Annotated in this window: 26 protein-coding genes; 15 read left to right on the top strand and 11 right to left on the bottom strand. The window is 68.8% G+C overall.

The genetic code is table 11. The features are described from left to right. Window positions 1-29: 29 nt before the first annotated feature. From EXE63_RS13700 to EXE63_RS13675, 6 genes are all read left to right on the top strand, one after another. A complete protein-coding gene (locus tag EXE63_RS13700) occupies window positions 30-848 on the top strand; it encodes a helix-turn-helix domain-containing protein (RefSeq protein ID WP_168142378.1) in 819 nt (272 codons plus the stop codon). A 49-nt stretch (window positions 849-897) separates the two neighbouring features. After that, window positions 898-2,160, top strand: coding sequence for an MFS transporter (locus tag EXE63_RS13695; RefSeq protein WP_234904487.1), 1,263 nt, complete (start codon window positions 898-900; stop codon window positions 2,158-2,160). Continuing rightward, window positions 2,102-2,476, top strand: a complete 375-nt coding sequence (locus EXE63_RS13690; RefSeq protein WP_168142377.1) for an ArsR/SmtB family transcription factor — start codon at window positions 2,102-2,104, stop codon at window positions 2,474-2,476. Before EXE63_RS13695 ends, EXE63_RS13690 begins: the two co-directional genes overlap by 59 nt. 91 nt (window positions 2,477-2,567) lie before the next feature. After that, window positions 2,568-3,464 (top strand): hotdog family protein, encoded by an 897-nt coding sequence (locus EXE63_RS13685; RefSeq protein ID WP_168145567.1) that lies wholly within the window; start codon window positions 2,568-2,570, stop codon window positions 3,462-3,464. A 35-nt stretch (window positions 3,465-3,499) separates the two neighbouring features. After that, window positions 3,500-4,606: a CoA transferase gene (locus EXE63_RS13680; RefSeq protein WP_168142376.1), complete on the top strand. Its 1,107-nt coding sequence runs from the start codon at window positions 3,500-3,502 to the stop codon at window positions 4,604-4,606. Then, window positions 4,600-5,901, top strand: coding sequence for an amidohydrolase family protein (locus tag EXE63_RS13675; protein WP_168142375.1), 1,302 nt, complete (start codon window positions 4,600-4,602; stop codon window positions 5,899-5,901). The genes EXE63_RS13680 and EXE63_RS13675 overlap by 7 nt, the downstream gene beginning before the upstream one ends. A gap of 2 nt (window positions 5,902-5,903) precedes the next feature. Here EXE63_RS13675 and EXE63_RS33280 read toward each other — a convergent pair whose 3' ends face one another. Then, a complete protein-coding gene (locus EXE63_RS33280) occupies window positions 5,904-6,038 on the bottom strand; it encodes a hypothetical protein (protein ID WP_255419424.1) in 135 nt (44 codons plus the stop codon). 382 nt (window positions 6,039-6,420) lie between these two features. Here EXE63_RS33280 and EXE63_RS13670 point away from each other — a divergent pair, with 382 nt between their 5' ends. After that, entirely contained in the window at window positions 6,421-6,807 is a 387-nt protein-coding gene (locus EXE63_RS13670; protein ID WP_168142374.1) for a heme-binding protein, read from the top strand. A gap of 25 nt (window positions 6,808-6,832) precedes the next feature. On the opposite strand, the gene EXE63_RS13665 is transcribed toward EXE63_RS13670, so the two are convergent. The 3 genes from EXE63_RS13665 to EXE63_RS13655 all read right to left on the bottom strand — a co-directional run bounded on the left by EXE63_RS13665 (window position 6,833) and on the right by EXE63_RS13655 (window position 10,575). After that, on the bottom strand, window positions 6,833-7,747 hold the full coding sequence (locus EXE63_RS13665; RefSeq protein WP_234904486.1) for an alpha/beta hydrolase: 915 nt from the start codon (window positions 7,745-7,747) through the stop codon (window positions 6,833-6,835). Window positions 7,748-7,761: 14 nt separating this feature from the next. Next, on the bottom strand, window positions 7,762-8,292 hold the full coding sequence (locus EXE63_RS13660) for an HD family phosphohydrolase (RefSeq protein WP_168142373.1): 531 nt from the start codon (window positions 8,290-8,292) through the stop codon (window positions 7,762-7,764). Between the two features lie 78 nt (window positions 8,293-8,370). Beyond that, window positions 8,371-10,575, bottom strand: a complete 2,205-nt coding sequence (locus EXE63_RS13655; protein ID WP_168145565.1) for an acyl-CoA dehydrogenase family protein — start codon at window positions 10,573-10,575, stop codon at window positions 8,371-8,373. Between the two features lie 127 nt (window positions 10,576-10,702). Here EXE63_RS13655 and EXE63_RS13650 point away from each other — a divergent pair, with 127 nt between their 5' ends. The 3 genes from EXE63_RS13650 (at window position 10,703) to EXE63_RS13640 (ending at window position 14,166) form a co-directional block, all read left to right on the top strand. Next, window positions 10,703-11,926, top strand: coding sequence for an alpha/beta hydrolase (locus tag EXE63_RS13650; RefSeq protein ID WP_168142372.1), 1,224 nt, complete (start codon window positions 10,703-10,705; stop codon window positions 11,924-11,926). Window positions 11,927-12,015: 89 nt separating this feature from the next. Next, window positions 12,016-13,371 (top strand): WS/DGAT/MGAT family O-acyltransferase, encoded by a 1,356-nt coding sequence (locus tag EXE63_RS13645; protein WP_436277756.1) that lies wholly within the window; start codon window positions 12,016-12,018, stop codon window positions 13,369-13,371. A gap of 42 nt (window positions 13,372-13,413) precedes the next feature. Next, window positions 13,414-14,166 (top strand): hypothetical protein, encoded by a 753-nt coding sequence (locus tag EXE63_RS13640; protein ID WP_168142370.1) that lies wholly within the window; start codon window positions 13,414-13,416, stop codon window positions 14,164-14,166. A 70-nt stretch (window positions 14,167-14,236) separates the two neighbouring features. Here EXE63_RS13640 and EXE63_RS13635 read toward each other — a convergent pair whose 3' ends face one another. The 3 genes from EXE63_RS13635 to EXE63_RS13625 all read right to left on the bottom strand — a co-directional run bounded on the left by EXE63_RS13635 (window position 14,237) and on the right by EXE63_RS13625 (window position 17,905). After that, a complete protein-coding gene (locus EXE63_RS13635) occupies window positions 14,237-15,454 on the bottom strand; it encodes an alpha/beta hydrolase (protein ID WP_234904485.1) in 1,218 nt (405 codons plus the stop codon). Next, on the bottom strand, window positions 15,426-17,012 hold the full coding sequence (gene fadD12, locus EXE63_RS13630; protein WP_234904573.1) for an acyl-CoA ligase FadD12: 1,587 nt from the start codon (window positions 17,010-17,012) through the stop codon (window positions 15,426-15,428). The genes EXE63_RS13635 and fadD12 overlap by 29 nt, the downstream gene beginning before the upstream one ends. 83 nt (window positions 17,013-17,095) lie before the next feature. Then, a complete protein-coding gene (locus EXE63_RS13625; protein ID WP_168142368.1) occupies window positions 17,096-17,905 on the bottom strand; it encodes a 1-acyl-sn-glycerol-3-phosphate acyltransferase in 810 nt (269 codons plus the stop codon). Between the two features lie 108 nt (window positions 17,906-18,013). Between EXE63_RS13625 and EXE63_RS13620 the strand changes: the two genes are divergently transcribed. Continuing rightward, entirely contained in the window at window positions 18,014-18,898 is an 885-nt protein-coding gene (locus tag EXE63_RS13620; protein WP_168142367.1) for an arylamine N-acetyltransferase family protein, read from the top strand. 3 nt (window positions 18,899-18,901) lie between these two features. Here the strand turns inward: EXE63_RS13620 and EXE63_RS13615 are convergent, their stop codons facing one another. Together EXE63_RS13615 and EXE63_RS13610 are read right to left on the bottom strand one after the other, a co-directional pair. Beyond that, window positions 18,902-19,888 carry an acyl-CoA dehydrogenase family protein gene (locus EXE63_RS13615; protein WP_168142366.1) on the bottom strand — a complete coding sequence of 329 codons (987 nt, stop codon included), beginning with the start codon at window positions 19,886-19,888 and terminating at the stop codon, window positions 18,902-18,904. Then, window positions 19,885-21,030, bottom strand: coding sequence for an acyl-CoA dehydrogenase family protein (locus EXE63_RS13610; protein WP_168142365.1), 1,146 nt, complete (start codon window positions 21,028-21,030; stop codon window positions 19,885-19,887). The genes EXE63_RS13615 and EXE63_RS13610 overlap by 4 nt, the downstream gene beginning before the upstream one ends. Window positions 21,031-21,109: 79 nt before the next feature. On the opposite strand from EXE63_RS13610, the gene EXE63_RS13605 reads away from it, so the two are divergent. After that, a complete protein-coding gene (locus EXE63_RS13605) occupies window positions 21,110-22,024 on the top strand; it encodes a helix-turn-helix domain-containing protein (RefSeq protein ID WP_168142364.1) in 915 nt (304 codons plus the stop codon). A 1-nt stretch (window position 22,025) separates the two neighbouring features. Then, window positions 22,026-22,550 (top strand): dihydrofolate reductase family protein, encoded by a 525-nt coding sequence (locus tag EXE63_RS13600; protein WP_168142363.1) that lies wholly within the window; start codon window positions 22,026-22,028, stop codon window positions 22,548-22,550. Here the strand turns inward: EXE63_RS13600 and EXE63_RS33275 are convergent. After that, window positions 22,547-22,669 carry a hypothetical protein gene (locus EXE63_RS33275; protein ID WP_272955805.1) on the bottom strand — a complete coding sequence of 41 codons (123 nt, stop codon included), beginning with the start codon at window positions 22,667-22,669 and terminating at the stop codon, window positions 22,547-22,549. The genes EXE63_RS13600 and EXE63_RS33275 overlap by 4 nt on opposite strands. Window positions 22,670-22,848: 179 nt before the next feature. On the opposite strand from EXE63_RS33275, the gene EXE63_RS13595 reads away from it, so the two are divergent. Beyond that, on the top strand, window positions 22,849-24,684 hold the full coding sequence (locus tag EXE63_RS13595) for an acyl-CoA dehydrogenase (RefSeq protein ID WP_168142362.1): 1,836 nt from the start codon (window positions 22,849-22,851) through the stop codon (window positions 24,682-24,684). A gap of 86 nt (window positions 24,685-24,770) precedes the next feature. On the opposite strand, the gene EXE63_RS13590 is transcribed toward EXE63_RS13595, so the two are convergent. After that, on the bottom strand, window positions 24,771-25,574 hold the full coding sequence (locus EXE63_RS13590) for a transglutaminase-like domain-containing protein (RefSeq protein WP_168142361.1): 804 nt from the start codon (window positions 25,572-25,574) through the stop codon (window positions 24,771-24,773). A gap of 164 nt (window positions 25,575-25,738) precedes the next feature. Here EXE63_RS13590 and EXE63_RS13585 point away from each other — a divergent pair, with 164 nt between their 5' ends. Continuing rightward, entirely contained in the window at window positions 25,739-26,065 is a 327-nt protein-coding gene (locus EXE63_RS13585; RefSeq protein ID WP_168142360.1) for a hypothetical protein, read from the top strand. The last annotated feature ends 30 nt before the right edge of the window (window positions 26,066-26,095 follow it).

Raw genomic sequence — 26,095 nt, 5'->3', positions numbered from 1 at the left:
GCGGCGCCGACGCGTCCTACTGTGGCGGTATGTCAGATCTGGGGAACTACCTACGCAGCAGGCGCGCACTGGTCCGCCCGGGTGATGTGGGTCTGGTCAGCGTCGGGCACCGCCGGGTGGCGGGGCTGCGACGCGAGGAGGTGGCGCTGCTGGCCGGGGTCAGCGTGGACTACTACGTCCGGCTGGAGCAGGGCCGGGAACGGTCCCCGTCGGCACAGGTGCTCGACGCACTCGGGGCGGCGCTGCGACTCGACGACGACGGCCGGCAGCACCTGTTCCGGGTGGCGGGGCTGGCGCCGCGGCCGCATACCGTCGTCGTCCCGGATCGGGTCGACCGCGCGTTGATGCGACTGATGGATGCCTGGCCGGACAATCCGGCCCTGGTCTACAACCGGGCCTATGACGTGCTGGCCACCAACGCGATCGCCGATGCCCTGTTCGGTGATTTCGGCTCGCACGGCAATCTGCTGTCGCTGGTGTTCACCGAGGCGCGGGCCCGGGAGTTCTATGTGGACTGGCCTTCGATCGCGGCGAACTCCGTCGCCGGTTTCCGCCGCAACTACGCCGAAGCCCCGGGGGACCCGAGGGTGGCAGCCGTCCTGGCCGAGCTGCTGGCCACGGCCACCGACTTCGCCGATCTGTGGGCCCGCCACGATGCCCGGGGAAAAACGTTGTCCACCAAATCGTTCCAGCATCCGACCGTCGGGTTGTTGACGCTGCAGATGCAGACGTTCGCGGTGCGCTCGGCGCCCGGCCAGGAACTCGTGGTCTATCAGGCCGAGCCGGGGTCGCCGAGCGCGGACGCGGTGGCCCTGCTCGGCAGTCTGGCGGCGACTGCCGGCAGCTGAACATCACATACATGTGCGCACGTGCGCACACATATGTCATGATCGGTGTGTGCGCGGAACCGGCATCCTCGGCAACACGGTGTTCCGGCGACTGTTCGCCGCGCAGATCGTGGCGCTCGGCGGCACCGGCCTGCTGACTGTCGCGCTCAGCCTGCTGGCCTACGACCTGGCCGGACCCGCCGCCGGAGCCGTGCTCGGCACCGTGCTGGCGATCAAGATGCTGGCCTATGTCTTCATCGCGCCGTTGATGGCCACCGTGACGAATCGCCTGCCGCGCAAAGTCGTTCTCGTCGGCGCGGACCTGACCCGGTCCGCGGTCGCGCTGCTGCTGCCGTTCGTCGGGCAGGTCTGGCAGATCTTCGTGCTGGTGTTCGTCCTGCAGGCGGCCTCGGCGACCTTCACCCCCGCCTTCCAGGCGGTGATTCCCACCGTTCTCACCGGCGAGCGGGCGTATACCCGGGGATTGTCGCTGTCCCGGTTGGCCTATGACCTGGAGGCGATGGTCAGCCCGATCCTGGCTGCCGCTCTGCTCGTGGTGATGTCCTACAACGGTCTGTTCGTCGGAACGGTTGCCGGGTTCCTGCTCTCGGCTGTGCTCGTACTGCGCACGGTGGTGCCTGATATCGACCCCGACTGTGCGCCGTGGCGCCGTCGATTGTTGTCGGGTGTTCGAAACATGCTGGGACATCGCGAGTTACGTGCGCTGGTCGCGATGAATCTCGCGGTCGCCGCGGCCACCGCACTGGTCATGGTGAACACCGTGGTGTACGTCCGCGACCTGCTCGCCGGCAGCGGGGCGCAGGTGGCGATGATGTTCGCCGCCTACGGAGCCGGGTCGATGGTGGTGGCGTTGTCGGTGCCCAGGCTGCTCACCGTGGTCACCGACCGCGTGATGATGCTGACCGGGGCGGGCGCCGCCGCGAGCGGTCTGCTGGTGGCCGCGACGGTCGTGGTCGTGACCCCGACGTGGCCGGTGCTGGCGTCGACATGGGTGCTGCTGGGCGCCGCGACATCGCTGGTGAACACTCCGGCGGGGCGCCTGCTGCGCCGCGCGAGCACCGAGGCGAACCGCACCGCTTTGTTCACCGCCCAGTTCTCGCTGTCACACGCCGGGTTCCTGCTGACCTATCCGATCGCCGGCTGGGTGGGCGCGGCCGTCAATCAGGGGCTCGCCGCCGTGATACTCGCTATCCTCGGTGCATTCGCTGCGCTCACTGCGGCGTGGATCATGGCGCACGGGAGGGGTGAGGCCGATGACCGGAACAGCGCCCGGGAAGCCCCGACCCGCGTCGTCGCCGAGTCTCGTCCATGACGCCTCTCCGGACCGCGACCGCCTCGACGCCGCAAGTGACACCTTCCGGATGCTTGCCGACCCGACCCGCCTGCATCTGCTGTGGCTGCTGACCCAGGGTGAGGCCGATGTCAGCGCGCTGGCCGAGGTGACCGGTGGTTCCCGCACGTCCGTCAGCCAGCACCTGGCCAAGCTGCGGTTCGCCCGGCTGGTGGACACCCGCAAGGACGGGCGGCGGGTGTTCTACCGGCTGCGCGACGGGCATCTTGGCAGGCTGGTGCAGGAGGGCCTCAATCACGCCGATCACCGGGTGACCGGCGAGCCGCCGCACGCCTGAAACTAGAGTGCCCGCCGTGACTCCGATTGCAGCCGGTGGCCCCTATTTCGACGATTTGCAGGTCGGGCAGGTATTCGACACCGCACCGTCGATGACCCTGACCTCGGGTGCGGCCGCCGCGCATCAGAGCATTCTCGGCGACCGGCTGCGGCTGGCACTGGATGCCGGCCTGGCCGCGGCGGTCACCGGCGACACCGGACCGCTGGCCCATCCCGCGCTGGTCTGCGACGTGGCGATCGGCCAATCGACCCTGGTGACCCAGCGTGTCAAGGCCAACCTGTTCTATCGCGGGCTGAACTTCCACCGATTCCCGGTCATCGGTGACACCCTGACCACCCGCACCGAGGTGGTGGCATTGCGGCAGAACTCGGCGAAGCCGGGGCGGGCCGCCACCGGACTCGCCGCGCTGCGGATGACCACCACGGACCAGGCCGGGCGGTCGGTGCTGGACTTCTATCGCTGCGCGATGTTGCCGCTGTCCGCCGATGACGTGCAGACCGGCCATGCCGATGACCTGGGTGCCGTCGGCGCCGACCACCAGCGCGCGCCTGACCCGACGGCGGGGTGGAATGCGCAGGCGTTCACCGGCTCCGGGTTCGATCACGCGCTGGTCGGGACCGTCCTGCACAGCACCGCCGATGTCGTCAGCAGTGCACCGGAGTTGGCCAGGCTCTCGCTGAACATCGCTGCCACCCATCATGATTGGCGGGCCGGGGGACAGCGGCTGGTGTACGGCGGGCACACCATCGGGCTGGCCCTGGCCCAGGCGAGCCGGCTGCTGCCGAACCTGGCGACCGTGTTGGGCTGGGAATCCTGTGATCACACCGGGCCCGTGCACGAGAACGACACGCTGCACAGTGAACTGCACATCGAGGCCGCGGAGCCGACCCCAGCGGGAACGCGACTCCGGCTGCGCTCGCTGGTCCACGCGGTCGGGGAGGGCCGGGGCCCGGTTCTGGACTGGCGCTTCACCGCTTTGCATTTCTGATATGGGGCAGGTCTGAGACGGGGCAAGATGGCGGTGTGAGCCCCGTCGGAGTCCCGGAAGCGCTGAATGCGCGCGCCCAGGGTGTCGCCGACGCGTTCGGCACGCACACCGGCGTCCGGGTCGACGCCGCCGCGCTGCTCACCGGCAGGGCGGCGCTGCTGGGTCTGACCGCCAACGGCCAGATCTCGGCAGGCGGGGCCACCCGCATCTTGCGCGCCGGGGACACCTGGTGCGCGGTCACACTCTCCCGCCCCGACGATATCGCGGTGGTACCTGCGCTGATCGAGACCGACGACGTCGGCGCCGACCCGTGGCCGCCCCTGCAACGCTGGGTGAGCACCCGATCCGCGACGGTCGCCGTGGCGCGGGCCCGGCTGCTGGACCTACCGGCGGCGGTCCTCGGTGAGACCGCACCCGGTCCGCCGGTGACCCGGGCGCACGGACCCAGAGGCGAGCGGCCCGGCCGGTTGCTGGTCGTCGACATGTCCTCGATGTGGGCGGGACCGCTGTGCGGGCGGCTACTCGGTGGCGCGGGTGCCACCGTGATCAAGGTGGAAAGCCCGCGCCGTCCCGACGGCACCAGAGCGGGGTCTGACGCCTTCTACGACTGGATGAATCGCGGGAAACTCTCCTACGCGGTCGAATTCGACGATGAACCGGCCATGAGACGGCTGCTGGAAGCGGCCGATGTCGTGATCGAGGGATCGCGGCCTGCGGCGCTGACCCGCCGCGGTCTCGGCCCTGCCGATATCGCACCGCGGGCCGGGCGGATCTGGTTGCGTATCAGCGGGTACGGCTCCGAGGGCGACGCCGGCACCCGGGTCGCCTTCGGTGACGACGCGGCGGTGGCCGGCGGGTTGGTCCGCTCTGGTCCGGACGGGCCGGTATTCGTCGGTGACGCGATCGCGGATCCGCTGACCGGTCTGCACGCCGCGGCCGCCGTGGCCGAGTCGCTGGCGCGTGGCGGGGGCGAGCTGATTCAGATGTCGATGTCGGCGACCGCCGCCGGCTACGCAGGGTTTGTCGGCGGACCCGTCCGGGAACCCACCGAACCGGAAACGGGCGCGTCGGCATCCGCACTGGGCGCCGACAACGCTGCGGTGCACGCACTGCTGGACGAAAGGCATTCCGTGTCATGTTGATCCAACGGGCAGCGCTGCTCGACGGACGGGTGGTCGACATCCGGGTCGGCGCGCAGATCACCGAGATGGCCCCCCGCCTCACCCCGAACCCCGACGACCGGGTGCTCGACGCCGCGGGTGGCGCGGTGATCCCCGGGTTGCACGATCACCATGTGCACGTGCATTCGGCTGCGGCGGCGACGGATTCGGTCCGGGTCGGTACCGCGGAGGTGAGTGATCGCGACGGCCTGGCCCGGGTACTGGCCGGCGCCGAACCCGGCGAGGACGGCTGGATCCGCGCGGTCGGCTACCACGAGGCGGTGGCCGGTCCGCTGGACCGGGACAGGCTCGATACGCTCGCTCCGCCGGTCCCGGTGCGCATCCAGCATCGCAGCGGCATCCTGTGGACCTTGAACTCGAAGGGCCTCGCCGCGGTGGGCCTGGCCGATCACCCCGATGGCAGGCTGCGCAGTGCCGACCGCACCTGGTCGGATGCACTGCAGCGCCGCGATACCGCCATCGACGACCTGAGCAATCGGCTGTCCGCCTTCGGGATCACCGGAATCACCGATGCCACACCGGATCTCGACATCGGCGACATCGTCAAGTTGGACGAGGTGCACCGGCACGGTGGAATGCGGCAGCGGCTGCACCATCTGGCACCCGGCAAGCGAATCCTGCATGACGACAGTCTGAATCTCGACGAGCTCACCGACTGGGTGGCCCGGCGCCACCGCGACGGCGCTCCGGTCGCCGTGCACTGTGTGACCGCGGCCCAGCTCGTCATCACCATCGCCGCGTTGCGCGCCACCGGCGGCCACCCCGATGACCGCATCGAGCATGCCGCGGTGGTGCCCGACGACTGTCTCGGCGACCTCGCCGATCTGGGCGTCACGGTGGTGACCCAACCCAACTTCGTGGCCGAACGCGGTGACCAGTACCTGACTGACGTCCCGGTCGACGAGCACCATCAGCTGTGGCGTCTCGCGTCGCTGCTGGACGCCGGCGTCCCGGTGGCGCTGTCGACGGATATGCCCTTCGGTGACGGCGATCCCTGGGCCGCGATGCGCGCCGCGGTACATCGCCGCACGCCGAGCGGCGCGGTGCTGGGCGAGGCCGAACGGGTCAGTGCACGGACCGCGCTCGAGCTGTTCCTGGGCACCGCGGCCGCACCGACGGCGCCGCGTAGCGTGGCCCCCGGGCAGCCGGGTGATCTGTGCGTACTCGGCGTGCCGCCGGCGGAACTTCTCAACGACCTGGACGGCGGCGCCGTGGTGGCCACGTTGATCGAGGGTGAGCTCACCTATCGCAGGTGAGCTCAGTCCGGCGGTTCGGAGCCCGGTTCGGGCTTGTGCACATCCGGTGTCTGCTCATCGACATCGGATTCGTCTACCTTCGGCCGGGAGTCGTCACCGGAATCGTCGTCGACGTACATACCTTTACCGCGAGGCATCGGCTCCCTTCCTGACGTTGTGGCGGGTGCCTGGGTTGGCTACCCACCGGCAGCGCGCCGAAAACTCCGGCGCCGGGTCGGGTCGGCGGAGCAACCGGATAACAATCCGGTCACAGTGCGAGATCACGATCAATTAAGTGTTTGCCGGTTGACATAAGAATCCGCCCAAAATTTTGCGAACACATGGCCGATTCCGGCGTAATTGCGACCGAACTCACGTTCGGATGATGTAACGCCCGCACCCACCGGCCGACGTTTGCCGTTCGGCCCGGCGGGGCATCAACAAGGCACGCGTACCGTTGTTTTCGGGTCTGGGACCGTAAGCCTGAGATGTCCAGAACGAGGCATACAGAAGTCAGAACACGAAGGACACCAATCGATCATGAAGCTGAAGAACACAAGCATGCGCCGGTTCGCGGCGGGCTCTCTGCTGGGTGCGGCCGCTGCCGCACTGATAGCTGCGCCGACCGCTTCGGCCGCGCCGAACTGCAATCCCGACGCCGTGGCCGGCACCGTCAGCTCGGTGACCGGCGCCGCCAGCGCCTACCTGAACGCCCATCCGGGCGCCAACCAGGTGGTTCAGGCGGCGCGCACGCAGCCGCGTGCCGAGGCATCGGCCAATATCCGGGCGTACTTCACCGCGAACTCGCAGGAGTACTACGAGCTGCGCGGGATCCTGGCGCCGATCGGGGACACCCAGCGGCAGTGCAACGTGCAGCTGCTGTCGCCCGAATTGGCATCGGCCTACTCGGAATTCATGGCCGGCTAGCAGAACCGGAGCTCCCGTCATCCGCCTACGCGGGTGACGGGACCGGTTCGCCGCGCAGCGTCCGCCGCAGCGCGGCGCACTGGCTGTCGAAGAAGGCGCGCGAGACCGCGGTCTTCGGCGCGACGCCGTCGAATCCGTGGAAAGCCCCCTGGACGACCTCGACCTCACACGCCACACCCGCCGCGCGCAATCGCTGGGCGTAGGCGAGGTCCTCGTCGTGGAACAGATCCAGGGTGCCCACACCGATCCAGGCCGGGGGCAACCCGCTCAGATCGTCGCGACGGGCGGGCACCGCGACCTCGGGGTCGGCGCCACCCAGATAGGCCGACCAGCCGAAACGATTGCTTTCCTGCGTCCACAACCGATGGCCCGGGTCGTCGAACTGCGGGCCCACCGACCGATCGTCGAGCATCGGGTAGACCAACAGCTGCGCCGCCAGCGGCACCTCGCCCCGGTCACGGGCCAGCAGCGCGAGCGCGGCGGCCAGACCGCCACCGGCGCTGGCGCCCCCGATCGCGACCCGCCCCGCATCGACCGCGGGCAACCCGGCCAGCCAGGTCAGAGCCGCGTAGCAGTCCTGAAGACCGGCCGGATACGGGTGTCGGGGGGCCAGCCGGTATTCCACCGAGGCCACCGTGACGCCGAGCGTGGACGCGAAGCGACGGCACAGCACGTCGTCCTGGGAGGCGCTGCCGATCACATATCCGCCGCCGTGAATCCACAGCAACGCCGGACCGGGAGAACTCACCCCGCTCGGCCGGTACAGCCGCACTCCGACACCGGAGGTCAGGGTGAGCACCTCGACACCGTGCGGGACCCGACGGTCGGTCAGCGCGGTCATTCGCTGCAGCAGAGCAAGATTCGTCGGAGTGACGATCTTGCGTGGCAGGAAGCGGGCGAAGCGGGCGAGGTCCCGGTGGAAGGCGGCGGTTGTCGACACCTCGACAGTATTGCTTACCGGTGGCCATCCGGATCGGTATCTCGGCTGATGGCCACCCGTCGCGCGATCTCCAGTACCTGCTCGACGTCGGCGCCTGCGGCACCGGGATCTTTGGCTGCGTCGTCGTAGTGCCTCAGCCGCAACGCATCCGGCCACCACGGATGATCGACGAAGGCGGGATCGACGACCGCACCGCCCTGATGCAGCAGCGACTGCTCCGAGGTGGCGCTGAGCTGGTAGCCGGGCACCGTGGCCGCCAGATAGCGTTTCGCGGCCACGTGGGCGCCGGCCAGCCAGCCCACCCGTTCCCCGTACCGCGGCGTCAGCCACTCCCGCGCCAGCAGGTCATGCGCCGCCCCCGCGGGCAGCAGCGGGCTGTGCGCGATGTCGTGCAGTGCGGCGGCCAGCACCAGCTCGTCGTCGGCCCCGTCATCCATCGCGCGGGCGGCTGACTGCAGCGCATGGTCGAGTTCGTCGACGGCGACCTCGTCCCACACGCCGCGCAGTGAGAGCAGGATATCGGCCAGGTCGGTGTGCTCGGACATGACGTCAGGTATAGGCATGGCGGTGGCGTCCCGCTCGGGCCGCCACCGATTGTTCACCGAATATTGTTCTCCTCGGCGCTATTTGAGCAGCGGATCGCGCGGCAGCCCGAGGATTCGCTCCGCGATGGTGTTGCGGGTGATCTCCGAGGTCCCGCCGGCGATCGTCATGGCGCGGTTGCCCAGGTACGTCCGGGCCAGCGCGTCGTTGCCGCCGGTGACTGCCGACACCCCGGCCAGCGCCATGCCCAGTTCGGTCAGTCGCTGCGACTGCTCGGCCACCAGCAGTTTGGTCACATTGCCCTCCGGCCCCGGTTCGGCGCCCGCGATCGCCCGGCTGACCCGGCGCAGGTTGAGCATCGGCAGCGTCAGGGTCTCGGCGATCACCCGGCCGGCCTCGTGCACATGAACTGCCGCCACCGCGGGCGACGCCCGGTCCAGCAGCGCGACGACATCGGCGGCGGTGAAGCCGGTCGGGGCGCCCGATCCACCGCCGATCGAGATGCGCTCATTGCCCAGCGTGGCGCGGGCGACCAGCCAGCCCTTGTTCACGTCGCCGACCACATCGGCGTCGGGGACGAAGACGTCATCGAAGAACACCTCGTTGAAATGGGCGTCTCCGGTGAGGCCGCGCAGCGGATTGACCTGCACGCCAGGTGCTTTCATATCGATCGCCATCATCGTGACACCGGCGTGCTTGGGTGCCTCGGGATCGGTGCGCACGGTCGCCAGGCCCCACTGACAGTGCTGAGCCAGGCTGGTCCACACCTTCTGGCCGGTCACCTTCCAGCCGCCGTCGACACGCTTGGCCGATGTCCGCACCGCGGCCGCATCCGAACCCGCCTCGGGCTCGGAGAACAGCTGACACCACATCGACTGCCCGCGCAGGACCGGCTCCACCCAACGCGCGCGCTGATCGTCGGTGCCGGCCTGGACGATGGTCAGGGTCACCCATCCGGTGATGCCCATGTCCGGAATGGCGATCGGTGCCGATTCCGCTGTCGCTGCGGTGCTGCCCGCCCCCGAGAATTCCTCCTCGATGACCAGTTGTTCCAGCACGTCCGCGCCCCGGCCCCACGGCTTCGGCCAGTGCGGCACCAGATAGCCGGAGTCGACCAGGAAGTCACGGCGCTCGGCCTCGGGCAGTGCGCGGACCTTGGCCGCGGCCTCCGCGGCGGCCGCACGATACTGCTCGGCCTCCGCGGGCACGCTGAAGGCCACACCGTGGGTCTGCCCGGCACGCTGTGCGTCGACGAGGTCGGCCAGCGGGTCGTTGCCGTCGGCGAGCAATGCGGACAACGTGCGCGCCCGGCGCAGATACAGGTGGGCATCGTGCTCCCAGGTGAACCCGATCCCGCCGTGCAGCTGGATGTTGTTCTGCGCGTTGAAGACCTGCGCCCGAACCGCGTGAGCCGCGGCGATCGCCGCCGGGAGCCATGCCGCATCGAGGTCGTCGGCGCGGGCGGCCGCCCAGGTCGCCGCGGTGGTCTGTTCGGCGTCGACGAGCATGTTCGCGGCATGGTGCTTGACGGCCTGGAACGTGCCGATGGTGCGGCCGAACTGCTCACGGACCTTCGCGTACTCGACCGCCATGTCCAGGCTGGCCCAACTGATGCCGACGGACTCCGCCGCGGCCAGGATGCGGAACACGGTGCGGGCGTGCCGGGCGGCTCCGCGCAGCACCCGGTCGGCGGGAATCGCGGCCCCGCGCATCGACACCGAGCCGATCGACCGGGTGGTGTCCAGGGACGGCAGCGCGGCGACGGTGACACCGTCGGCGGCCGCATCCACCACGAGGAGGTCCGCGCCGGCGGCCAGTACCAGCACATCGGCGTCCGGAGCGCCGGGGACCGCCGGCCACTGCGCGGTGGCGGTCAGATCGGACTCCATGTTCACCAGTCCGTTCAGACCGAGCGCGGCCACGGTGCTGCCGTCGGCAAGGCCCGGCAGCAGCTGGGCCCGCACGGAATCCGGAGCACACCGGTCGATCACCAGGGCCGCTGCCACGGTCGGCAGAAACGGGCCGGGGGTCAGCTCCCGGCCGGTGATCTCGGCGATGATCGCCAACTCGGCCAACCCGAAGCCCGATCCACCGAATTCCTCGGCGATCGCCAGCCCATTCCAGCCCAGTTCTGCTCCCGCGGACCAGATTTCGCGCGAATAGCTGCCGGGCTGATCGAGGGTGGCGCGGGCGGCGGCGCGGCTGCCGGACCGCTGGAGTCGCCCGATGGCCGAGGCCGCGAGATCCTGGTGTTCTTCGGTGATGGCCAGCGCAGACATGCTCATGATGAGAATGAAGTTACCGGCCGCACCGGCGCGGCCATAAGTGATGCGGATCACAATTTGACCACCGTGTAGACAGATTGCCGAGAATGTCTGCTTAGGAATGGGCCTGCGCGGGTACGCTCGCGCCATGACGGCCACACCGGACACCCGGTACCCCGGACCGACGTTGATGAGCCGTGCACGATGGTTGCTGAAGGCCAATCACGCCGACCGTATGCTCGCATTATCGGTCGCCTCGGCTTCGCTGCCGGTGATCGGTAAGCAGCTTGAGCCACTCGGTGGCCTGGCCGCCATGGGGGTGTGGGGTTTCCGCCAGTTCCCCGAGATGATGTCGTCCACGGCCAAGGCCTGGTTCGCACCCGGTAACGGCGCGGTGCGCAAGGCCGAACGGGACCAGACGGTGACGGTCGCCAAGGACGGGTTACGCAGCGTGGTCACCGCCGCCGACCTGGCCGGGGACTGGCCGGCGCCCGAACAACTCCCGCCGCTGTGGAACACGATGGAATACCGGCGCAACGTGCACCGCACCTCGGTGCGCTACGGCGACCACCCGATGCAACTGCTGGACGTGTGGCGCCCCGCCGAACTGCCCAGCGAGCCCGCGCCGGTGCTGCTGTTCGTCCCGGGCGGCGCCTGGGTGCACGGCAGTCGGATGCTGCAGGGGTACGCCATGCTCTCGCACCTGGCCGAACAGGGCTGGGTCTGCCTGTCCATCGACTACCGGGTGGCGCCGCACCACCGCTGGCCGCGCCACATGACCGACGTGAAGGCGGCGATCGCGTGGGCCCGGGCCAACGTCGACAAATTCGGCGGGGACCGCAACTTCGTGGCCGTCGCGGGTTGCTCCGCCGGTGGCCACCTGGCCGCACTGGCCGGGCTGACGCCCAACGATCCCGAACTGCAGGGCGATCTGCCCGACGACGCGGACACCTCGGTGGACGCCGTCGTGGGCATCTACGGTCGTTACGACTGGGAGGACCGCTCCACCGTCGAACGGGACCGCTTCGTGGACTTCCTGGAACGCGTCGTCGTCGGCCGCACGATCACCCGCCATCCGGAGATCTTCCGGAAGGCCTCCCCGATCGCCAGGGTGCACCGCGACGCGCCGCCGTTCCTGGTCATCCACGGCTCCGGGGACACCGTGATCCCGGTCGCCCAGGCGCGCAGTTTCGTCGACCGCCTCGAAACCACCTCGGCCGGGCCGGTCAGCTACGTCGAGTTCCCCGGCGCGGGCCACGGATTCGACATGACCGACGGCGCGCGTACCGGCGCGATGGCGAAGGCAATCGGACTGTTCCTCAACCAGATCCACCGAAACTCGACGGCGCGCAAGGCCAAGGCGGTTATATAGACTCCTCCAGGCAGGGGAGGAATTAGCCGGTGAAAAGGCTCAGCGGTTGGGATGCGTTCCTGCTGTACACGGAAGCGCCCAACGTGCACATGCACACCTTGAAGATCGCGATCATCGACCTGCACGGGCTCGGTGACCGCACCTTCGGTGTGGAGGACTTCCGCACGGTGCTGCACGGCAGGCTGCACAAGCTGGATCCGTTCCGCTACCAGCTCGTCGACATCCCGTTCAAGTTCCACCACCCGATGTGGCGCGAGAACACCGACGTCGACCTGGAATACCACGTCCGGCCCTGGCGGGTCGCCGCCCCCGGTGGCCGCCGCGAACTCGACGAAGCCATCGGTGAGATCGCCAGCACCCCGCTGGATCGCAGCCGGCCGCTGTGGGAGATGTACTTCGTCGAAGGACTCGCCGACGACCGGATCGCCGTGGTCGGCAAGATCCACCACGCCCTGGCCGACGGCGTGGCATCGGCCAACCTGCTCGCCCGCGGGATGGACCTCTCACACGGGCCGGAACGGGAACGCGACTCCTACGCCACCGATCCCGACCCGTCGAAATCCGAGCTGGTCCGCTCCGCCTTCACCGACCACCTGCGCCAGATCGGCCGGATCCCGGGCCTGGTGAAGTACACCGCGGGCGGTATCGCCCGGGTGCGTCGCAGCCAGCACAAGTTCGGCCCGGAACTGACCAGACCGTTCACCCCGCCGCCGAGCTTCATGAACCATGTGCTCACCCCCGGACGCCGGTTCGCGACGGCCTCGCTTGCGCTGGCCGATGTGAAGTCGACCGGAAAACAGTTGGGCGCCACCATCAATGACATGGTGCTGGCGATGTCCTCCGGTGCGCTGCGCAAACTGCAACTGCACTACGAGGGCAAGGCCGACCATCCGCTGCTGGCCTCGGTGCCGATGAGCTTCGACTTCTCACCCGATCGCATCTCGGGCAACCGGTTCACCGGTGTGCTGATGGCCCTGCCGGTCGACGAACCCGACGTCCTGGAACGGGTCCGGCAGGCCAGTGCGGCGGCATCGCTGGCCAAGGAGAGCAGCCAGCTGATCGGGCCCGAGCTGGTGGCCCGCTGGGCTTCCTATATGCCTCCGGCCGCCGTCGAGGCGCTGTTCCGCCGGTTGTCGGACAAGGACGGGCAGAACAAGGTGCTCAACCTGAACATCTCGAACGTGCCCGGCCCGCGGGAGCAGGGCAAGGTCGGCGGTGCCACGGTCACCGAGATCTACTCGGTCGGTCCGCTGACCGCGGCCAGCGGGTTGAACATCACCGTGTGGAGCTATGTGGACCAGCTCAACATCTCGGTCATCTCCGACACCGACACGGTCAAGGACCCGCACGAGGTGACCGAGGCGATGGTCCAGGAGCTGCGCGAGATCCGGCATGCGGCAGGGATTTCCGAGGAGCTGACGGTCATCGAGGCCGCGCTGACGTGACACGCCTGCGCCGCGGCGCCGGGTATGGGCGAGAATGACGGCATGAAACTCCTGGGCGCTGTGGCCGCGGTCGTCGTGGCGGCCGGCTGCTCCTACGGGCCGGCTCCCCAATCGGCGAGCTCGTCGGACCCGGTGAGTTCCAGCGCCGAGCACTCCGAGGTGTCGATTCTTCCCGGTACGGCGCTGCTGGGGGCACCGCTGACGGCGAAGGGTGCCACCATCACACCGCGTGCGGACACCATGGCCCTGGTCCGTCAGAACACCGGAGACGAACTGGAGCTCGGCATCGAGGTCTCCTTCGCCGATGTGTCCGCCCCCATTGACGCGACGGGCCCGAACGGCGGCTTCCGGCTACTGGTCAGCGGCGGCGAACAGATCCCCCCGTCGCGTCCGGTCGTCCTCTCGTCGCGCCCGCTGCCCGCGCGGGTGATCGGCGACGTGACAGGCTGGGTGTTCTTTCACGTCAAGCCCGGTGTCTTGCCGACCCAGTTGCAACTCACGGCCGCTCCCGCGAACTACATGCTGGACCCGCAGCCGATCGCCATCTGGGCGATGTCCGCGCTGCCCGCGGCCACCGGTCCCGCGCCGCCGCCGTCCCAGTTGCCTCCGGCGCTGCCCCCGGCACCGGCGGAGCCGGCTCCGGCCCCACCTCCGGTGAGCGGCAATGGCGGGGACGGGGGCCAGCGCGGGCCGCGACTGCCACCGCCGCCCCGGCTCCCACCGCCACCGCAGCTTCCGCGCCCGCAGTTACCGCCGCCACCGGACGCCGTCTGCCGCCACACGCCGCTGTGCTGACGCTCAGTGGCCAGTTGCGACACGCTGAAGTCGAAAATTCTTGTGACAAATGGCTATTCGGCAGGATAGGTCAGCCGCGCACCCAGTTCAGGAAGCGCTCCACGGCAGCGGCGGTGTTGTGCCCGTGTGCCGAGCCGAAGAAGTCGAACGCGTGCTGGGCGTGTGGAATCTCGGCGTAGATGACCGGTGCCTTCGAGACGCTCTTGAGCGCGTCGGCGAACTCGCGCCCCTCGCGCACCGGGATCACCGAATCATCCTCACCGTGCAGCACAAAGAACGGAGGTGCGTCGGCGTGCACCAGGGTGATCGGTGAGGCGTCCAGGTACTCCCGCCGGTGGTCGTCGAACGGCAGCTTGACGATGAACTTCTCCAGGATCTTGATGAATTCGGGCCTGCCGTTGCCGGTGTCGGTGAACCAGTCGTATCGCCCGTAGATCGGCACCGCCGCAGCCACCGAGGTGTCGGCGTCTTCGAAACCGGGCTGCCATTTCGGGTCGTTCGGGGTGAGCGCGGCCAGCGCCGTGAGGTGTCCGCCGGCCGAACCGCCGGTGAGATAGATGTTCTCGGCATCGCCGCCGTAGTCCGCGATGTTCGCCTTCACCCAGGCGATCGCCTGTTTGACATCCACGATGTGGTCGGGCCAGGTGTATCTCGGACTGATCCGGTACCCGATCGACACACAGATCCAGCCGCGCTCGGCCAGCCGGCTCAGCATCGGGTAGGCCTGCGGGCGGCGCATCCCGATCATCCACGCGCCGCCGGGGATCTGCAGCAGCACTGGCGCTTTCCCGTCGCGGGGCAGATCGGGCCGCATCCAGATGTCGGCCAGATTGGGACCGTGCGGGCCGTAGCGTGCCGTCGCGTGCACGTAGCGCCGCCGGGCCCATCCCGTTCCGAAGACACCGCGCGGACGCCGTTCGGGTTCCTCGGCCTCCCGATAGTCTGCGCCGAGGGCCGCCTTCAGCGGATCCTCGAAGTACCGCTTCGACTCCACCTCGCGGCGCTGCAACAACGCCAGCAGTGCCCAGGTGAGGCCCTTGAGCGCCAGGGAGATCCGGCCGTTGCGGGTGCGGTAATGCCCCAGCAGTGCCCGCCGGATCACGTCCAGCACCGAACCGGTGAACAGCAGCGGGGCGTTCTCCGATGTCGGCCAGCCGAACGCGAACGTCGCCACGGTGCTGTAGCCCTTACGGCCCAACGGGCGCACCGCGTTGGCGGCATTGGCCAGTTCGGCCAGCGCTGCCAGCAGCGGCCTGGGCTTACCCCGTGGTGCGTTGTGCGAGTTCACTGCGCAGGATCTTCCCGGTGCTGTTGCGCGGCAATTCATCCAGGATGGTGATGTCTCGCGGCACCTTGTAGTTGGCCAGATTGTCCCGGACGTACTGCTTCAAAACATCGGCGGTCACGGGTTCTCCCGCGCCGCGCAGCACCACGAAGGCGACAAGTCGCTGACCGAACTGTTCGTCGTCGACCCCGATGACGGCGGCCTCGGCCACCGCGTCGTGGGTCACCAGCGTCTTCTCCACCTCGATGGGGTAGACGTTCTCTCCGCCGGAGACGATCATCTCGTCATCGCGGCCCACCACGAACAACCGGCCGTTGACGTCCAGATAGCCGACGTCACCGGAGTTCATGAACCCGTCGTGGAAGTCCTTGGTCTTGCCCGAGGTGTACCCGTCGAACTGGGTGGAATTGCGCACGTAGATGGTGCCGGTCTCACCGGGCGGCAGCACCCGAAGCTCGGCGTCCAGGATCCGGATCTCGGTGCCCTCGGCCGGTTTTCCGGCCGTGTCGGGTGCGGCGCGCAGATCGGTCGGCGTCGCGGTGGCGATCATGCCGGCCTCGGTGGCGTTGTAGTTGTTGTAGATGACATCGCCGAACTGATCCATGAACTTGATGACGACATCGGGACGCATCCGGGACCCGGACGCCGCGGCGAACCGCAGGGTGCGCCCGCTGTAGCGGTTGCGGATCTCGTCGGGCAACTCGACGATGCGGTCGAACATCACCGGCACCACACACAATCCGGTGGCTCGGTGGGTGTCGACCAGCGCGAGTGTGGCCTCCGGGTCGAACTTGCGCCGGGTGATGATGGTGCACGCCATCGAGGCGGCGAAGGCCAGTTGGGAGAACCCCCAGGCGTGGAACATCGGCGCGGCCACGACCACCGGCTCCTCGGTATGCCACGGGGTGCGGTCCAGGATCGCCTTGAGAACCTCGGGTCCACCGCCGGAATGCTTGGCGCCCTTCGGTGTTCCGGTGGTCCCCGAGGTCAGCAGGATGACCTTGGATTTCTCCTTGGCGCGCCGGGGCTGCTGCCCGGCGTGCTCGGTGATCAGGTGTGCGACGGTCAGTCCGGTCGGTGCGGTGTCGGTCCAGGCCACGATGCGGGCCACCCCGGGAGCGTCGGCGAGCGCGCGATCGACGGTCGGGGTGAACTCCTCGTCGTAGATGACCGCACCGGTACGCCCGGCCGATTCCCGTTCCCACACCTCGGCCAGTGCCGGCCCGGCGAACGACGTGTTCAGCAACAGCACGTCGGCACCGATGCGGTTGGCCGCGATCAGCGCCTCGACGAAACCGCGGTGGTTGCGGGCCATGATGCCCAGCACCTGGGGTTCGCCGCCGGGTAACGCCTGCAGCCCGGCCGCCAAAGCGTCTGCGCGCTGGTCGATCTCACGCCACGTCAGCGCCCCGAGCTCGTCGATGAGCCCGACCCGGTCACCGCAGCGCTGTGCGGCGCTGGCGAATCCCGAAGTGATGCCCATGTTTTCGCGGGCCATCGCGGCCCCGATGCGCAGATACTTGTCGGGCCGCAGCGGCGCGATGACACCGGCGCGCACCATCGTGCCGATCAGGCCCGCTGTATCGGTGACCCGGTCCACGGTGGGGCGAGCGAAGCGACGGGGGAAATCGAGAAGCCCCACGATCAGCCGATGACCGGCAGGCGGCGTTCGGCGGCCAATTCGTCGAGAGCGCCCTGCATGACGCGCCGGACATGGGCGTCGACCTCGTCGATATCGGGGGTCTCCCCGAACTGGGCCTCGATGTCGACCGGCGCCAGCACCTGCATGACGATCTTGGCGGGCAGCGGCACGTTCATCGGCACCACGGCCGACAGCCCGAACGGGAAACCGAAGGACAGCGGGACGATCTTGGTGCGCGCCAGCCGCGCGATCGGGCCGAGCCGCTTGGCCAGCCAGGTGCCGCGGGACAGGTAGAGCTGGGTCTCCTGCCCGCCGATGCCGACCATCGGCACGATGGGCACCCCGGCGTTGATGGCCGCGCGCACATAGCCCTGCCGGCCGTCGAAATCGATCTTGTTGGCCTCGCTGGTGGGACGGTAGACGTCGTAGTCACCGCCGGGGAACACCACGACGACGCCGCCGGAGCGCAGCGCCTCATCGGCGTTCTCGTGGCTGGCCAGGATGAAGCCGGTCTTCTTGAAGAAGTCGCCGGTGGGGCCGATCATCAGCATGGCGTGGCTCAATGTGTACACCGGGCGCCCATAGCCGAACCGCTCGTAGAAATCGGCCGCGAAAATGGGCACATCCATGGGGAACATGCCACCGGAGTGGTTGCAGACCACCAGCGCGCCGCCGTTCGGGAAGTTCTCCAGGCCGCGGACCTCGGAGCGGTGATACGCCTTCAGGAACGGCCGCAGCAGCCCCATCACCCGCTCGGTGAGGCTGGGATCGAACTTGGTGATCTCGGTGGGATCGATATCGGGCGAGCTCATGGGGTGCCTCCGATGTTGAAACTAGAACGTGTTCTAGTTTCGCATGGAACGGGTAGGCGGTCAAAGGTCGGTTGACCTGAACCGAGGTTGAGGACACAGGATGGGGGCATGACACCGGACATCGCGGCCTACCTCGCTCGGATCGGCTATCAGGGGCCGGCTCAGACTATCCCCGGGTCGCTTCGCTCCAGCCCGCCGGAACCGACACTGGACACCCTGCACGCTCTGCACGCCGCGCACAACAGGTCCATCCCGTTCGAGACCCTGGACCCGGTGCTGGGCACGCCCGTCGCAGACCTCGGTGCGACCGCCCTGGTCGACAAGCTGGTGCACCGCCGCCGCGGTGGGTACTGCTACGAACAGAACGGGCTGTTCGGCTACGCGCTGGAGGCCCTCGGATTCGGAGTGGACCGGCTGGCCGGACGCGTCGTGTGGATGGGCGAGTTCGATGCGTCGCCGCCGGCGGCGTGGGATGCGCCGATGCCGGCGATGACGCACAACGTGCTGGCGGTCACCGTCCCCGGTGTCGACGGGCGGTTCCTGGCCGATGTCGGGTTCGGCGGACAGACGCTGTCCTCGCCGATCCGCCTGGAAGCCGGGCCGGTGCAGCAGACCCGCCACGAGCCCTACCGGATCGTCGACGCCGGTGCGGGCACCTTGCGGCTGGAGGCGCAGATCCGCGCTCGGTGGGAGCCGCTGTATCTGTTCACCGACGAGCCGAGACGCCTCATCGATCTGGAGGTGGGCAGCTGGTACGTCTCGACCTACCCGAAGTCCGGCTTCGTCGTCGGGCTGTCCGTCGCCCTGGTCACCGACGACGCCCGCTGGAATCTGCGGGGCCGCCACCTCGCCATCCACGCCGCAGGCGGCACCGAGAAGATCCGGCTGAACTCCGCCGCCGACGTGCTCGACCAGCTCACCGGACGTTTCGGGATCGACCTGAGCGGGCTCGGTGACGTGGAAGCCCGGGTCGGTCAGGTCCTGGACTCGTGACCATCACGGTGAACTGATCAGCACATCCCACGGGTCGGCGGCGTCGAGCACCAGCCGGCCCAGGCGCCGGGCGTGGGACGCGGTGCTGCCGAACTCGTCGGACCAGCTGCGGGCCCGCATGGTCGCCGACCACAACTGGTGCTCGATGGTGACCCCGATGGCGCCGTGCAACTGATGGGCGATGGTGGTCACCGGCGTGACGGCGCGGCCGACCGCGATCTTCGCGATCGTCACCGCGTAATCGGACCTGGCGTCGGCGAACCCGTGGTCGGCCACCGCGGCGGTGGCCAGGTCGGTGGCCGCCCTGGCCTGTTCGATCTCGCCCGCCATGGCGGCCAGCGAGTGCTGCACGGCCTGGAACTTGCTCAGCGTCCGGCCGAACTGCACGCGCTCGGACGTGTGCGCGACGGTCAGCTCCAGCGCAGAGTCGAAGGCGCCGACGATCTGCACGCACCGGGCCCACGCGCCGCGGCGCACCAACTCGTCACCGGCGGCCGGATCCAGCCGGGTCAACCCGTCTGTGCGGTACCGCAGCGCGCCGCGAGGCTCACCGGCCAGGTTGTACGCGAGGGTGACCTCGGGGTCGTCGAGCAGGCCGACGTGCAGTCCGTCGGGTTCCCGAGCGGCCAGGACGACGGCGGCGTCAGACGGCCACGGCACCTCGCGGGCGGCACCTGCCGCGCCGACCGCCACCGTGAGTGGGCCGGCCGGGACCTCCAGCCCCGCCTCGCCGGCCAGCCAGCCGGCCAGCAGATCGGTTTCGGCGACCGGCACGGCGGCACCGTGGCGGGCCAGCCCGGCGAGCACGATGGCGGCCTCGCGCGGTCCCGCACCCTGTTCGGTGGTGAGCCGGGTCAACCCGGACTCGTCGAGAGTGCGCCACAGGTCGGCGTCGAAGACCTCGGGCAGCCGGCGCTTGCCGAACCGGGCGTCATAGGACCGCCGGCCGATGTCGGCGACCAGCTGCTTCAGCTCGTCCAACTCGCTCATCGCACTCCCAGGCCGCGGGCGATCACACCGCGCAGCACCTCGTTGGTCCCGCCGCGCAGCGTGAACATCGGCGAGTGCCGGCGCGCGGTGTCGAGGATGGCACGCAGGTCCGCATCGTCATCGACGTAGTCCAGCAGGTCCGCGCACAGCTCCACCGACTGCTGCTCGAAACGCGTCCCCAGGTCCTTCACCAGGGCGGCCCGTGTCGCCGCATCCTGCCCGTCCGACAGTGCCCGGGCCACCGACACCGACAACTGCCGCAGCGCCGTCACCCGGCCCACCAGGTCGCCGACCTCCGCGGCGGTGCGGTCATCGACCTGCTGGGCGCCGAGCGCTCTGATCACCCCGAAGATCAGGATCGCGGTGGACAGGATGCGCTCCGGGCCGCTGCGCTCGAAACCGAGTTCGGCCGTCACCTGATGCCAGCCGTCGCCGACCTCGCCCAGCACGTCGGCGTCACCGACCGCGACATCGTCGAAGGTGACCTCGTTGAAGTGGTGGTGACCGTCGAGCGTGATGATCGGGCTGATGGTGATGCCGGGGGAATCCAGCGTGACGATGAACTGGCTGAAGCCGGCGTGCCGGTGGTCGGGATCCAGCGGGCTGGTGCGGGCCAGCACGATCGCGAAATGGGCGCGGTGCCCGCCGCTGGTCCACACCTTGGTGCCGTTGAGCACCCAGCCCCCGTCGGTGCGGGTGGCGCGGGTGGCGGTCGCGGCCAGGTCCGAGCCGGCGCCGTGTTCGCTCATCCCGATCGCCGAGTACAGCCTGCCGGTGGCGATCCCGGGCAGCAGCCGCCGGCGCTGCTCCTCGCTGCCGTAGCTCAGCAATGACGGCGCGACCTGACGGTCGGCGAACCAGTGCGCGGCAACCGGGGCACCCGCCCCGAGCAGTTCCTCGGTGACGACGTAGCGGTGCAGGAAACCCTGCCCGTGCCCGCCGTACTCGGTGGGGATGGTCAGCCCGACGAAACCGGCATCGGCCAGTCGCGCGCTGAAACCGGCGTCCCAACTGGTCAGCCAGGAGTCGATCTCGGGCTGCCAGCCGAAACTCTCCCGGTCGGCGTGCACGAACCGCCGAACCTCCAGGCGTAGGTCGGCCAAATCACCGTCGTTGGCGCACAGCGCATCGAATTCACTCACCGAGTCCGGAGTCTAGTTCCCACCGTCGAGCAGGAAATGTCATGTCGCCGGTCGGGGGTAGCCGCGATACTCGGAAGCTGTGAGTGTTCAGCCGAATGGGCCGCGCCGGGACCGGCTCCGTGAGCTGCTCGACTCGGTGGTGGACAGCGGCAACACCGACGTCGCCGGCATGGCGCGCAGCAGTTTCGCCTCGGAGTTTCACTTCTCCCGGGAGGTCAGCCGGCTCACCGGCGAACCGCCGGCCGCGCTGCGCCGCCGCGTGATGCTGGAGCGGGCGGCCTGGCGGTTGCAGCGCGGGGAAGGGGTGGCCGCGGTCGCCCTCGACGAGGGATGGTCGGCGCCGGAGGTGTTCTCCCGCGCGTTCCGGCGCGCCTTCGGGGTCCCGCCGTCCCAGGCCACCGATGTCGGGTTCCGGCTACCCGCCCCCAACGGGATGCATTTCCATCCTCCGGAATCGTTGTGGCTGGACAGCCCCGGGGATACGCAGCGCCCCGATATCTCGCTGCTGATGATCGCGCACGATATCGCCGACACCGCAGCGCTCATCGGTGCAGCCGCCGGATTGTCGGAATCGCAATGGGACGAACCGGTTTCACCGGGGCAGGTGATCCTGGAGTGGGACGGTGAAGAGCCCAGCGTCGCGGCGGTGCTCGGCGCGCTGGTGTGGACCAAGGAGGTCTGGCTGGCCAGCATCGAGGGGCGCGACCAGCCCGTCCGACCCGGCATCCGCGCGGCCCCGCGGTTGGCCGCCGACCACGACGAGGTGTCGGCGCGCTGGACGGCGATGGTGCGCGACTACGGCGAGCAGGGCCGGCTGAGCGACACCGTGATCGACGCGCTGTGTGATCCGCCCGAGTCCTTCCAGCTGTACGGCATCATCGCGCACGTCCTCACCTACTCGGCGCATCGCCGAGAACTGGTGCGCACCATGTTGATTCGGCACGGCATCCAGGTGCACCGCGGCGACCCACTCGAATGGATGCGAAGGGACTGACATGAAGACGATCTACTTCACCGCCTCCACGCTGGACGGGTTCATCGTCGATGAGGCGGACAGCCTGGACTGGCTCCTGACGCGGGATTTCGACCCGAACGGACCGTTCGGTTACGAGGCCTTCGTCGCCGATGTCGGCGCGCTGGTCATGGGGTCGTCCACCTACGAGTGGATCGCGAAAAACCTACCGGGGCAGTGGATGTACACCCAGCCCAGCTGGATCCTCACCAGCAGACCCGACATCGTGCAGGACGGTCACCCGGTGCAGACCTTCGACGGCGACATCGCCGGCCTGCACGCCGAGCTGCTGGCCGCCGCGGGAGACAGAGATGTGTGGGTGGTCGGCGGCGGTCAGACCGCGGCGCAGTTCGTGGCGGCCGGCCTCGTCGACGAGATGGTGGTCACCTACGCACCCTGCACGCTGGGCGCCGGGGCGCGGCTGCTGCCGATGCGCTCGGAATGGGTGCTGACCGACGTGGACCGCAACGGTGAATTCGTCTGCGTGCGCTGGAGCAAGGCCGCTTAAGCCGCGCGCGAGAACCGCAACTGCCGGTTGAGCCGGTTCAGCAGGACCACGGGGCGTGGGCGATCACCCAGCCGCCGGGTGAAGCGACGGCCGGCAACGTTGAGCTCGATGAGCAACATCGGTGCCCCTCCTAGTCTGTGGGTTCAAGCATAAGGAATGAACGCCGAGGTCGGCATCCGATATTCCGGCGTATCCGCAGGTCGCCGGTGAACAGATGATGAACACCCGACGCGGCGCGGCACTGACAGCTATCCGAATCGGTGGAACCCCGGCCGGTTGCGGGATTATTCTCACCCGCATGGGGCACTACATTTCCAACGTCCGCGATGTCGAATTCAACCTGTTCGAGGCGCTGAACATCGACAAAGCGCTGGCAACCGGTGACTTCGGCGACCTCGATGGTGCCTCGGTACGCGAGATGCTCAGCGAAGCCGCCCGGCTGGCCGAAGGGCCGTTGGCCGAGGCGTTCGCCGAAACCGACCGCAACCCACCCACATTCGATCCGTCGACGCACACCGTCAGCTACCCAGAACCTTTCAAGGCCGCGCTGCGGGCATGGCAGGACAGCGAGTGGTTCCGGGTCGGTCTCGACGAGGCCGTCGGTGGTCTGCCCGCGCCGGCAATGCTCACCTGGGCGATCGCGGAGTTCGCGCTGGGCGCGCAGCCCGCGGCCTACATCTGCCACTCCGGGCCGGTGCTCGCCGACATCGTCCACGGCCTCGGCAACGAACAGCAGAAGCACTGGGCGTCGCTGATGGCCGAACGCAACTGGGGCGGCACCATGGTGCTGACCGAACCGGATGCCGGCTCCGATGTCGGTGCGGGACGGACCAAGGCCGTCGAGCAACCCGATGGCTCGTGGCACCTCGACGGCGTCAAGCGCTTCATCACCAACGGTGACACCGGCGACGTCTACGAGAACATCGTGCACGCGGTGCTCGCGCGGCCCGCCGGCGCGGGCCCGGGCACCAAGGGGTTGTCGCTGTTCTTCGTGCCGAAATTCCACTTCGATCCGCAGACCGGTGAGATCGGTGAGCGTAACGGGGTTTACGTCACCAACCTGGAACACAAGATGGGGCTCAAGGCGTCCGCCACCTGCGAGCTGACGTTCGGGCAGCACGGTGAACCCGCCGTCGGCTGGCTGGTCGGCGATGAGCACAGCGGTATCGCCCAGATGTTCAAGGTCATCGAGTACGCGCGAATGATGGTGGGCACCAAAGCAATCGCGACGCTGTCCACGGGTTACCTGAATGCCTTGGAGTACGCCAAGACCCGCGTACAGGGCGCGGACCTCACTCAGATGACGGACAAGACCGCGCCACGGGTGACGATCCTGCACCATCCGGACGTGCGCCGTTCGCTGCTGACCCAGAAGGCGTACGCCGAGGGCCTGCGCGCGCTCTACCTGTACACCGCGGCTCACCAGGACCCGAGCGTGGCGGCGATCGTGTCCGGGGCGGATGCCCGGATGGCCGAACACGTCAACGATCTGTTGCTGCCGATCGTCAAGGGTTTCGGATCCGAACGGGCCTACCGCTACCTCACCGATTCGCTGCAGACGTTCGGCGGATCGGGTTACCTGCAGGACTATCCGATCGAGCAGTACATCCGCGACGCCAAGATCGACTCGCTGTATGAGGGCACCACCGCGATCCAGGCGCAGGACTTCTTCTTCCGCAAGATCGCCCGCGACCAGGGTGCGGCGTTGTCACACCTGCTCGGTCAGGTGCAGGCGTTCCTGGACAAGGACTCTGTGCGGACCGAGATCGCGGATGGCAGAACGGCTTTGGCGGCGGCGGTGGCCGATGCGCAGGGCATGGCCGGTGCGATGATCGGCTATCTGGTCGCGTCCCAGCAGGAACCTCGCGAGCTGTACCGGGTCGGACTGGCCTCGGTGCCGTTCCTGATGGCGATCGGTGACCTGCTGATCGGCTGGCTGTTGCTCGAGCACGCCGAGATCGCCCTCGATGCGCTCGACGAGGGCGCTTCGGATCGTGATCGCGCTTTCTACGAGGGCAAGGTCGGCGCGGCGGAGTTTTTCGCCCGGCACATCCTGCCGCGGTTGTCCTCGGATCGCGCCGTCATCGAGTCGATCCAGCTGGGTGCGATGGATCTGCCCGAGGATGCGTTCTAACTCTTCGCCCTAACTCATCGCCGAAACTCGCGTACCCGGGGTGATCCGGGCCTGCGGAACCCCGGGTACGCGAGTTTCGCCGGGCCTCAGCGGATCGACACCAGCTGATCGATCGAATCCTGGGGCAGATCGCCGTCGACGACCGCGGTCACCGTCGCGTTGTTCAGGGTGATTGAACCCTTGTGGTTGTCCAGGAACGCCGTGTCGGCGGCGTCGCGTCCCGTGGCGATCCGCACCATGCTCTGCCGGGGGGCCAGGCAGGTCGCGTCGACCACGCGCCACTGCCCTTCGACGAAGGCCTCGGCGACGGCGTGGAAGTCCATCGGCGAGCACCCGGGCGCGTACACCGCGACCAAGCGCGCCGGCACGTTCACCGCGCGGAGCAACGCCACCACCAAGTGGGCGTAGTCGCGGCACACGCCCGCGCCGGCCAGCAGGGTGTCCGCGGCGCCGTCGATGGGGTCGCTGGAGCCGGGCACGTAACTCAGCCGGGTACCCACCCAGGAGGACACCTTCTCCAGCAAGGTGGCCGAGTCGGCGTACTGGCCGAATTCGGTTGCGGCGAAACCGAAGAATTTGTCCGCTTCGGCGTACCTGCTGGGCCGCAGGTAGGTCGACAGGTCGACATCGGCCACCGGCGCGGGGTCGGCCTGACCGATCACCGTGGCCGAATAATCCACTGTGAGGTTGCCCTCGGGCGCATCGAAGATATGGATCCGGGTGCCATGCGCGCTGGACATCTCGCGGGCCTGGATCTCCTTGCCGTCCAACAGGAACGACAGCGATTCGGTGACCTCGGCACCAGGGTGCGGAGCCACGGCGATCTGAAATTCTAGGGTCGTCGGCGCGGTGATGTCCACGTCGAGTTGGGCTCTCACATCACGTTTCATTGCTGGTGCTTTCTCTTGTAAGTCTGACGGCCTGGTCTACCCGGCGCGCGCATCGGCGAAACTGTGATCCGCAGCGCACCGGATCGGTCAGTTGGCTGGGCCGATGAGAGGGTTCTCATCTGCGTCTCACGGTGAGGTGACCGGCGGCGGCCAGGCTGGATGTCATGAAGGCGACGATCCTGGTACCGATCGCGGCGCTGCTGGTCGCGGGTGCGGCGACCGCCGTCGGGATATCGCTGACCTCGAGCGCCGACGACGCCCCCGCGTCGCCGATCGTGGTCACCGCGCCGCAGCGGGTGCCCGCCGCGCCTGGCCCCGCCGCGTCCGACCTACCGGCGGTGCCCGGACCGGCGGGACCCGCTTCGCCGCGGATCACGGCCGAGCCGAAGGCGCCGCCGCCCGTCGACGTGCCCGCCCCGCCGCCGGCCATCACCGACGGTGGCGACGACGACGACGGAGACGATGACGATGACGGGGGCTGGGACGACTGAGTACCGCGGATCGGCGAACGGGCAGGATGG

This window comes from Mycolicibacterium frederiksbergense, assembly GCF_012223425.1.
GTDB lineage: Bacteria > Actinomycetota > Actinomycetes > Mycobacteriales > Mycobacteriaceae > Mycobacterium > Mycobacterium frederiksbergense.
This window is presented reverse-complemented; position numbering and strand designations above follow the sequence as displayed.

What these genes read in the sequence shown, in the direction of transcription:
- EXE63_RS13660 (WP_168142373.1), bottom strand. Translation starts at nt 8,292, where the DNA reads ATGTCCGAGCACACCGACCTGGCCGATATCCTGCTCTCACTGCGCGGC.
- EXE63_RS13590 (WP_168142361.1), bottom strand. Translation starts at nt 25,574, where the DNA reads ATGAAACGTGATGTGAGAGCCCAACTCGACGTGGACATCACCGCGCCG.
- EXE63_RS13625 (WP_168142368.1), bottom strand. Translation starts at nt 17,905, where the DNA reads ATGAGCTCGCCCGATATCGATCCCACCGAGATCACCAAGTTCGATCCC.
- EXE63_RS13675 (WP_168142375.1), top strand. Translation starts at nt 4,600, where the DNA reads ATGTTGATCCAACGGGCAGCGCTGCTCGACGGACGGGTGGTCGACATC.
- EXE63_RS13640 (WP_168142370.1), top strand. Translation starts at nt 13,414, where the DNA reads ATGAAACTCCTGGGCGCTGTGGCCGCGGTCGTCGTGGCGGCCGGCTGC.
- EXE63_RS13700 (WP_168142378.1), top strand. Translation starts at nt 30, where the DNA reads ATGTCAGATCTGGGGAACTACCTACGCAGCAGGCGCGCACTGGTCCGC.
- EXE63_RS13595 (WP_168142362.1), top strand. Translation starts at nt 22,849, where the DNA reads ATGGGGCACTACATTTCCAACGTCCGCGATGTCGAATTCAACCTGTTC.
- EXE63_RS13585 (WP_168142360.1), top strand. Translation starts at nt 25,739, where the DNA reads ATGAAGGCGACGATCCTGGTACCGATCGCGGCGCTGCTGGTCGCGGGT.
- EXE63_RS13690 (WP_168142377.1), top strand. Translation starts at nt 2,102, where the DNA reads ATGACCGGAACAGCGCCCGGGAAGCCCCGACCCGCGTCGTCGCCGAGT.
- EXE63_RS13670 (WP_168142374.1), top strand. Translation starts at nt 6,421, where the DNA reads ATGAAGCTGAAGAACACAAGCATGCGCCGGTTCGCGGCGGGCTCTCTG.
- EXE63_RS33275 (WP_272955805.1), bottom strand. Translation starts at nt 22,669, where the DNA reads ATGTTGCTCATCGAGCTCAACGTTGCCGGCCGTCGCTTCACCCGGCGG.
- EXE63_RS13655 (WP_168145565.1), bottom strand. Translation starts at nt 10,575, where the DNA reads ATGAGCATGTCTGCGCTGGCCATCACCGAAGAACACCAGGATCTCGCG.
- EXE63_RS13645 (WP_436277756.1), top strand. Translation starts at nt 12,016, where the DNA reads ATGCACACCTTGAAGATCGCGATCATCGACCTGCACGGGCTCGGTGAC.
- EXE63_RS13620 (WP_168142367.1), top strand. Translation starts at nt 18,014, where the DNA reads ATGACACCGGACATCGCGGCCTACCTCGCTCGGATCGGCTATCAGGGG.
- EXE63_RS13615 (WP_168142366.1), bottom strand. Translation starts at nt 19,888, where the DNA reads ATGAGCGAGTTGGACGAGCTGAAGCAGCTGGTCGCCGACATCGGCCGG.
- EXE63_RS13600 (WP_168142363.1), top strand. Translation starts at nt 22,026, where the DNA reads ATGAAGACGATCTACTTCACCGCCTCCACGCTGGACGGGTTCATCGTC.
- EXE63_RS33280 (WP_255419424.1), bottom strand. Translation starts at nt 6,038, where the DNA reads ATGCCTCGCGGTAAAGGTATGTACGTCGACGACGATTCCGGTGACGAC.
- fadD12 (WP_234904573.1), bottom strand. Translation starts at nt 17,012, where the DNA reads ATGGTGCGCGCCGGTGTCATCGCGCCGCTGCGGCCCGACAAGTATCTG.
- EXE63_RS13685 (WP_168145567.1), top strand. Translation starts at nt 2,568, where the DNA reads ATGACCCTGACCTCGGGTGCGGCCGCCGCGCATCAGAGCATTCTCGGC.
- EXE63_RS13650 (WP_168142372.1), top strand. Translation starts at nt 10,703, where the DNA reads ATGACGGCCACACCGGACACCCGGTACCCCGGACCGACGTTGATGAGC.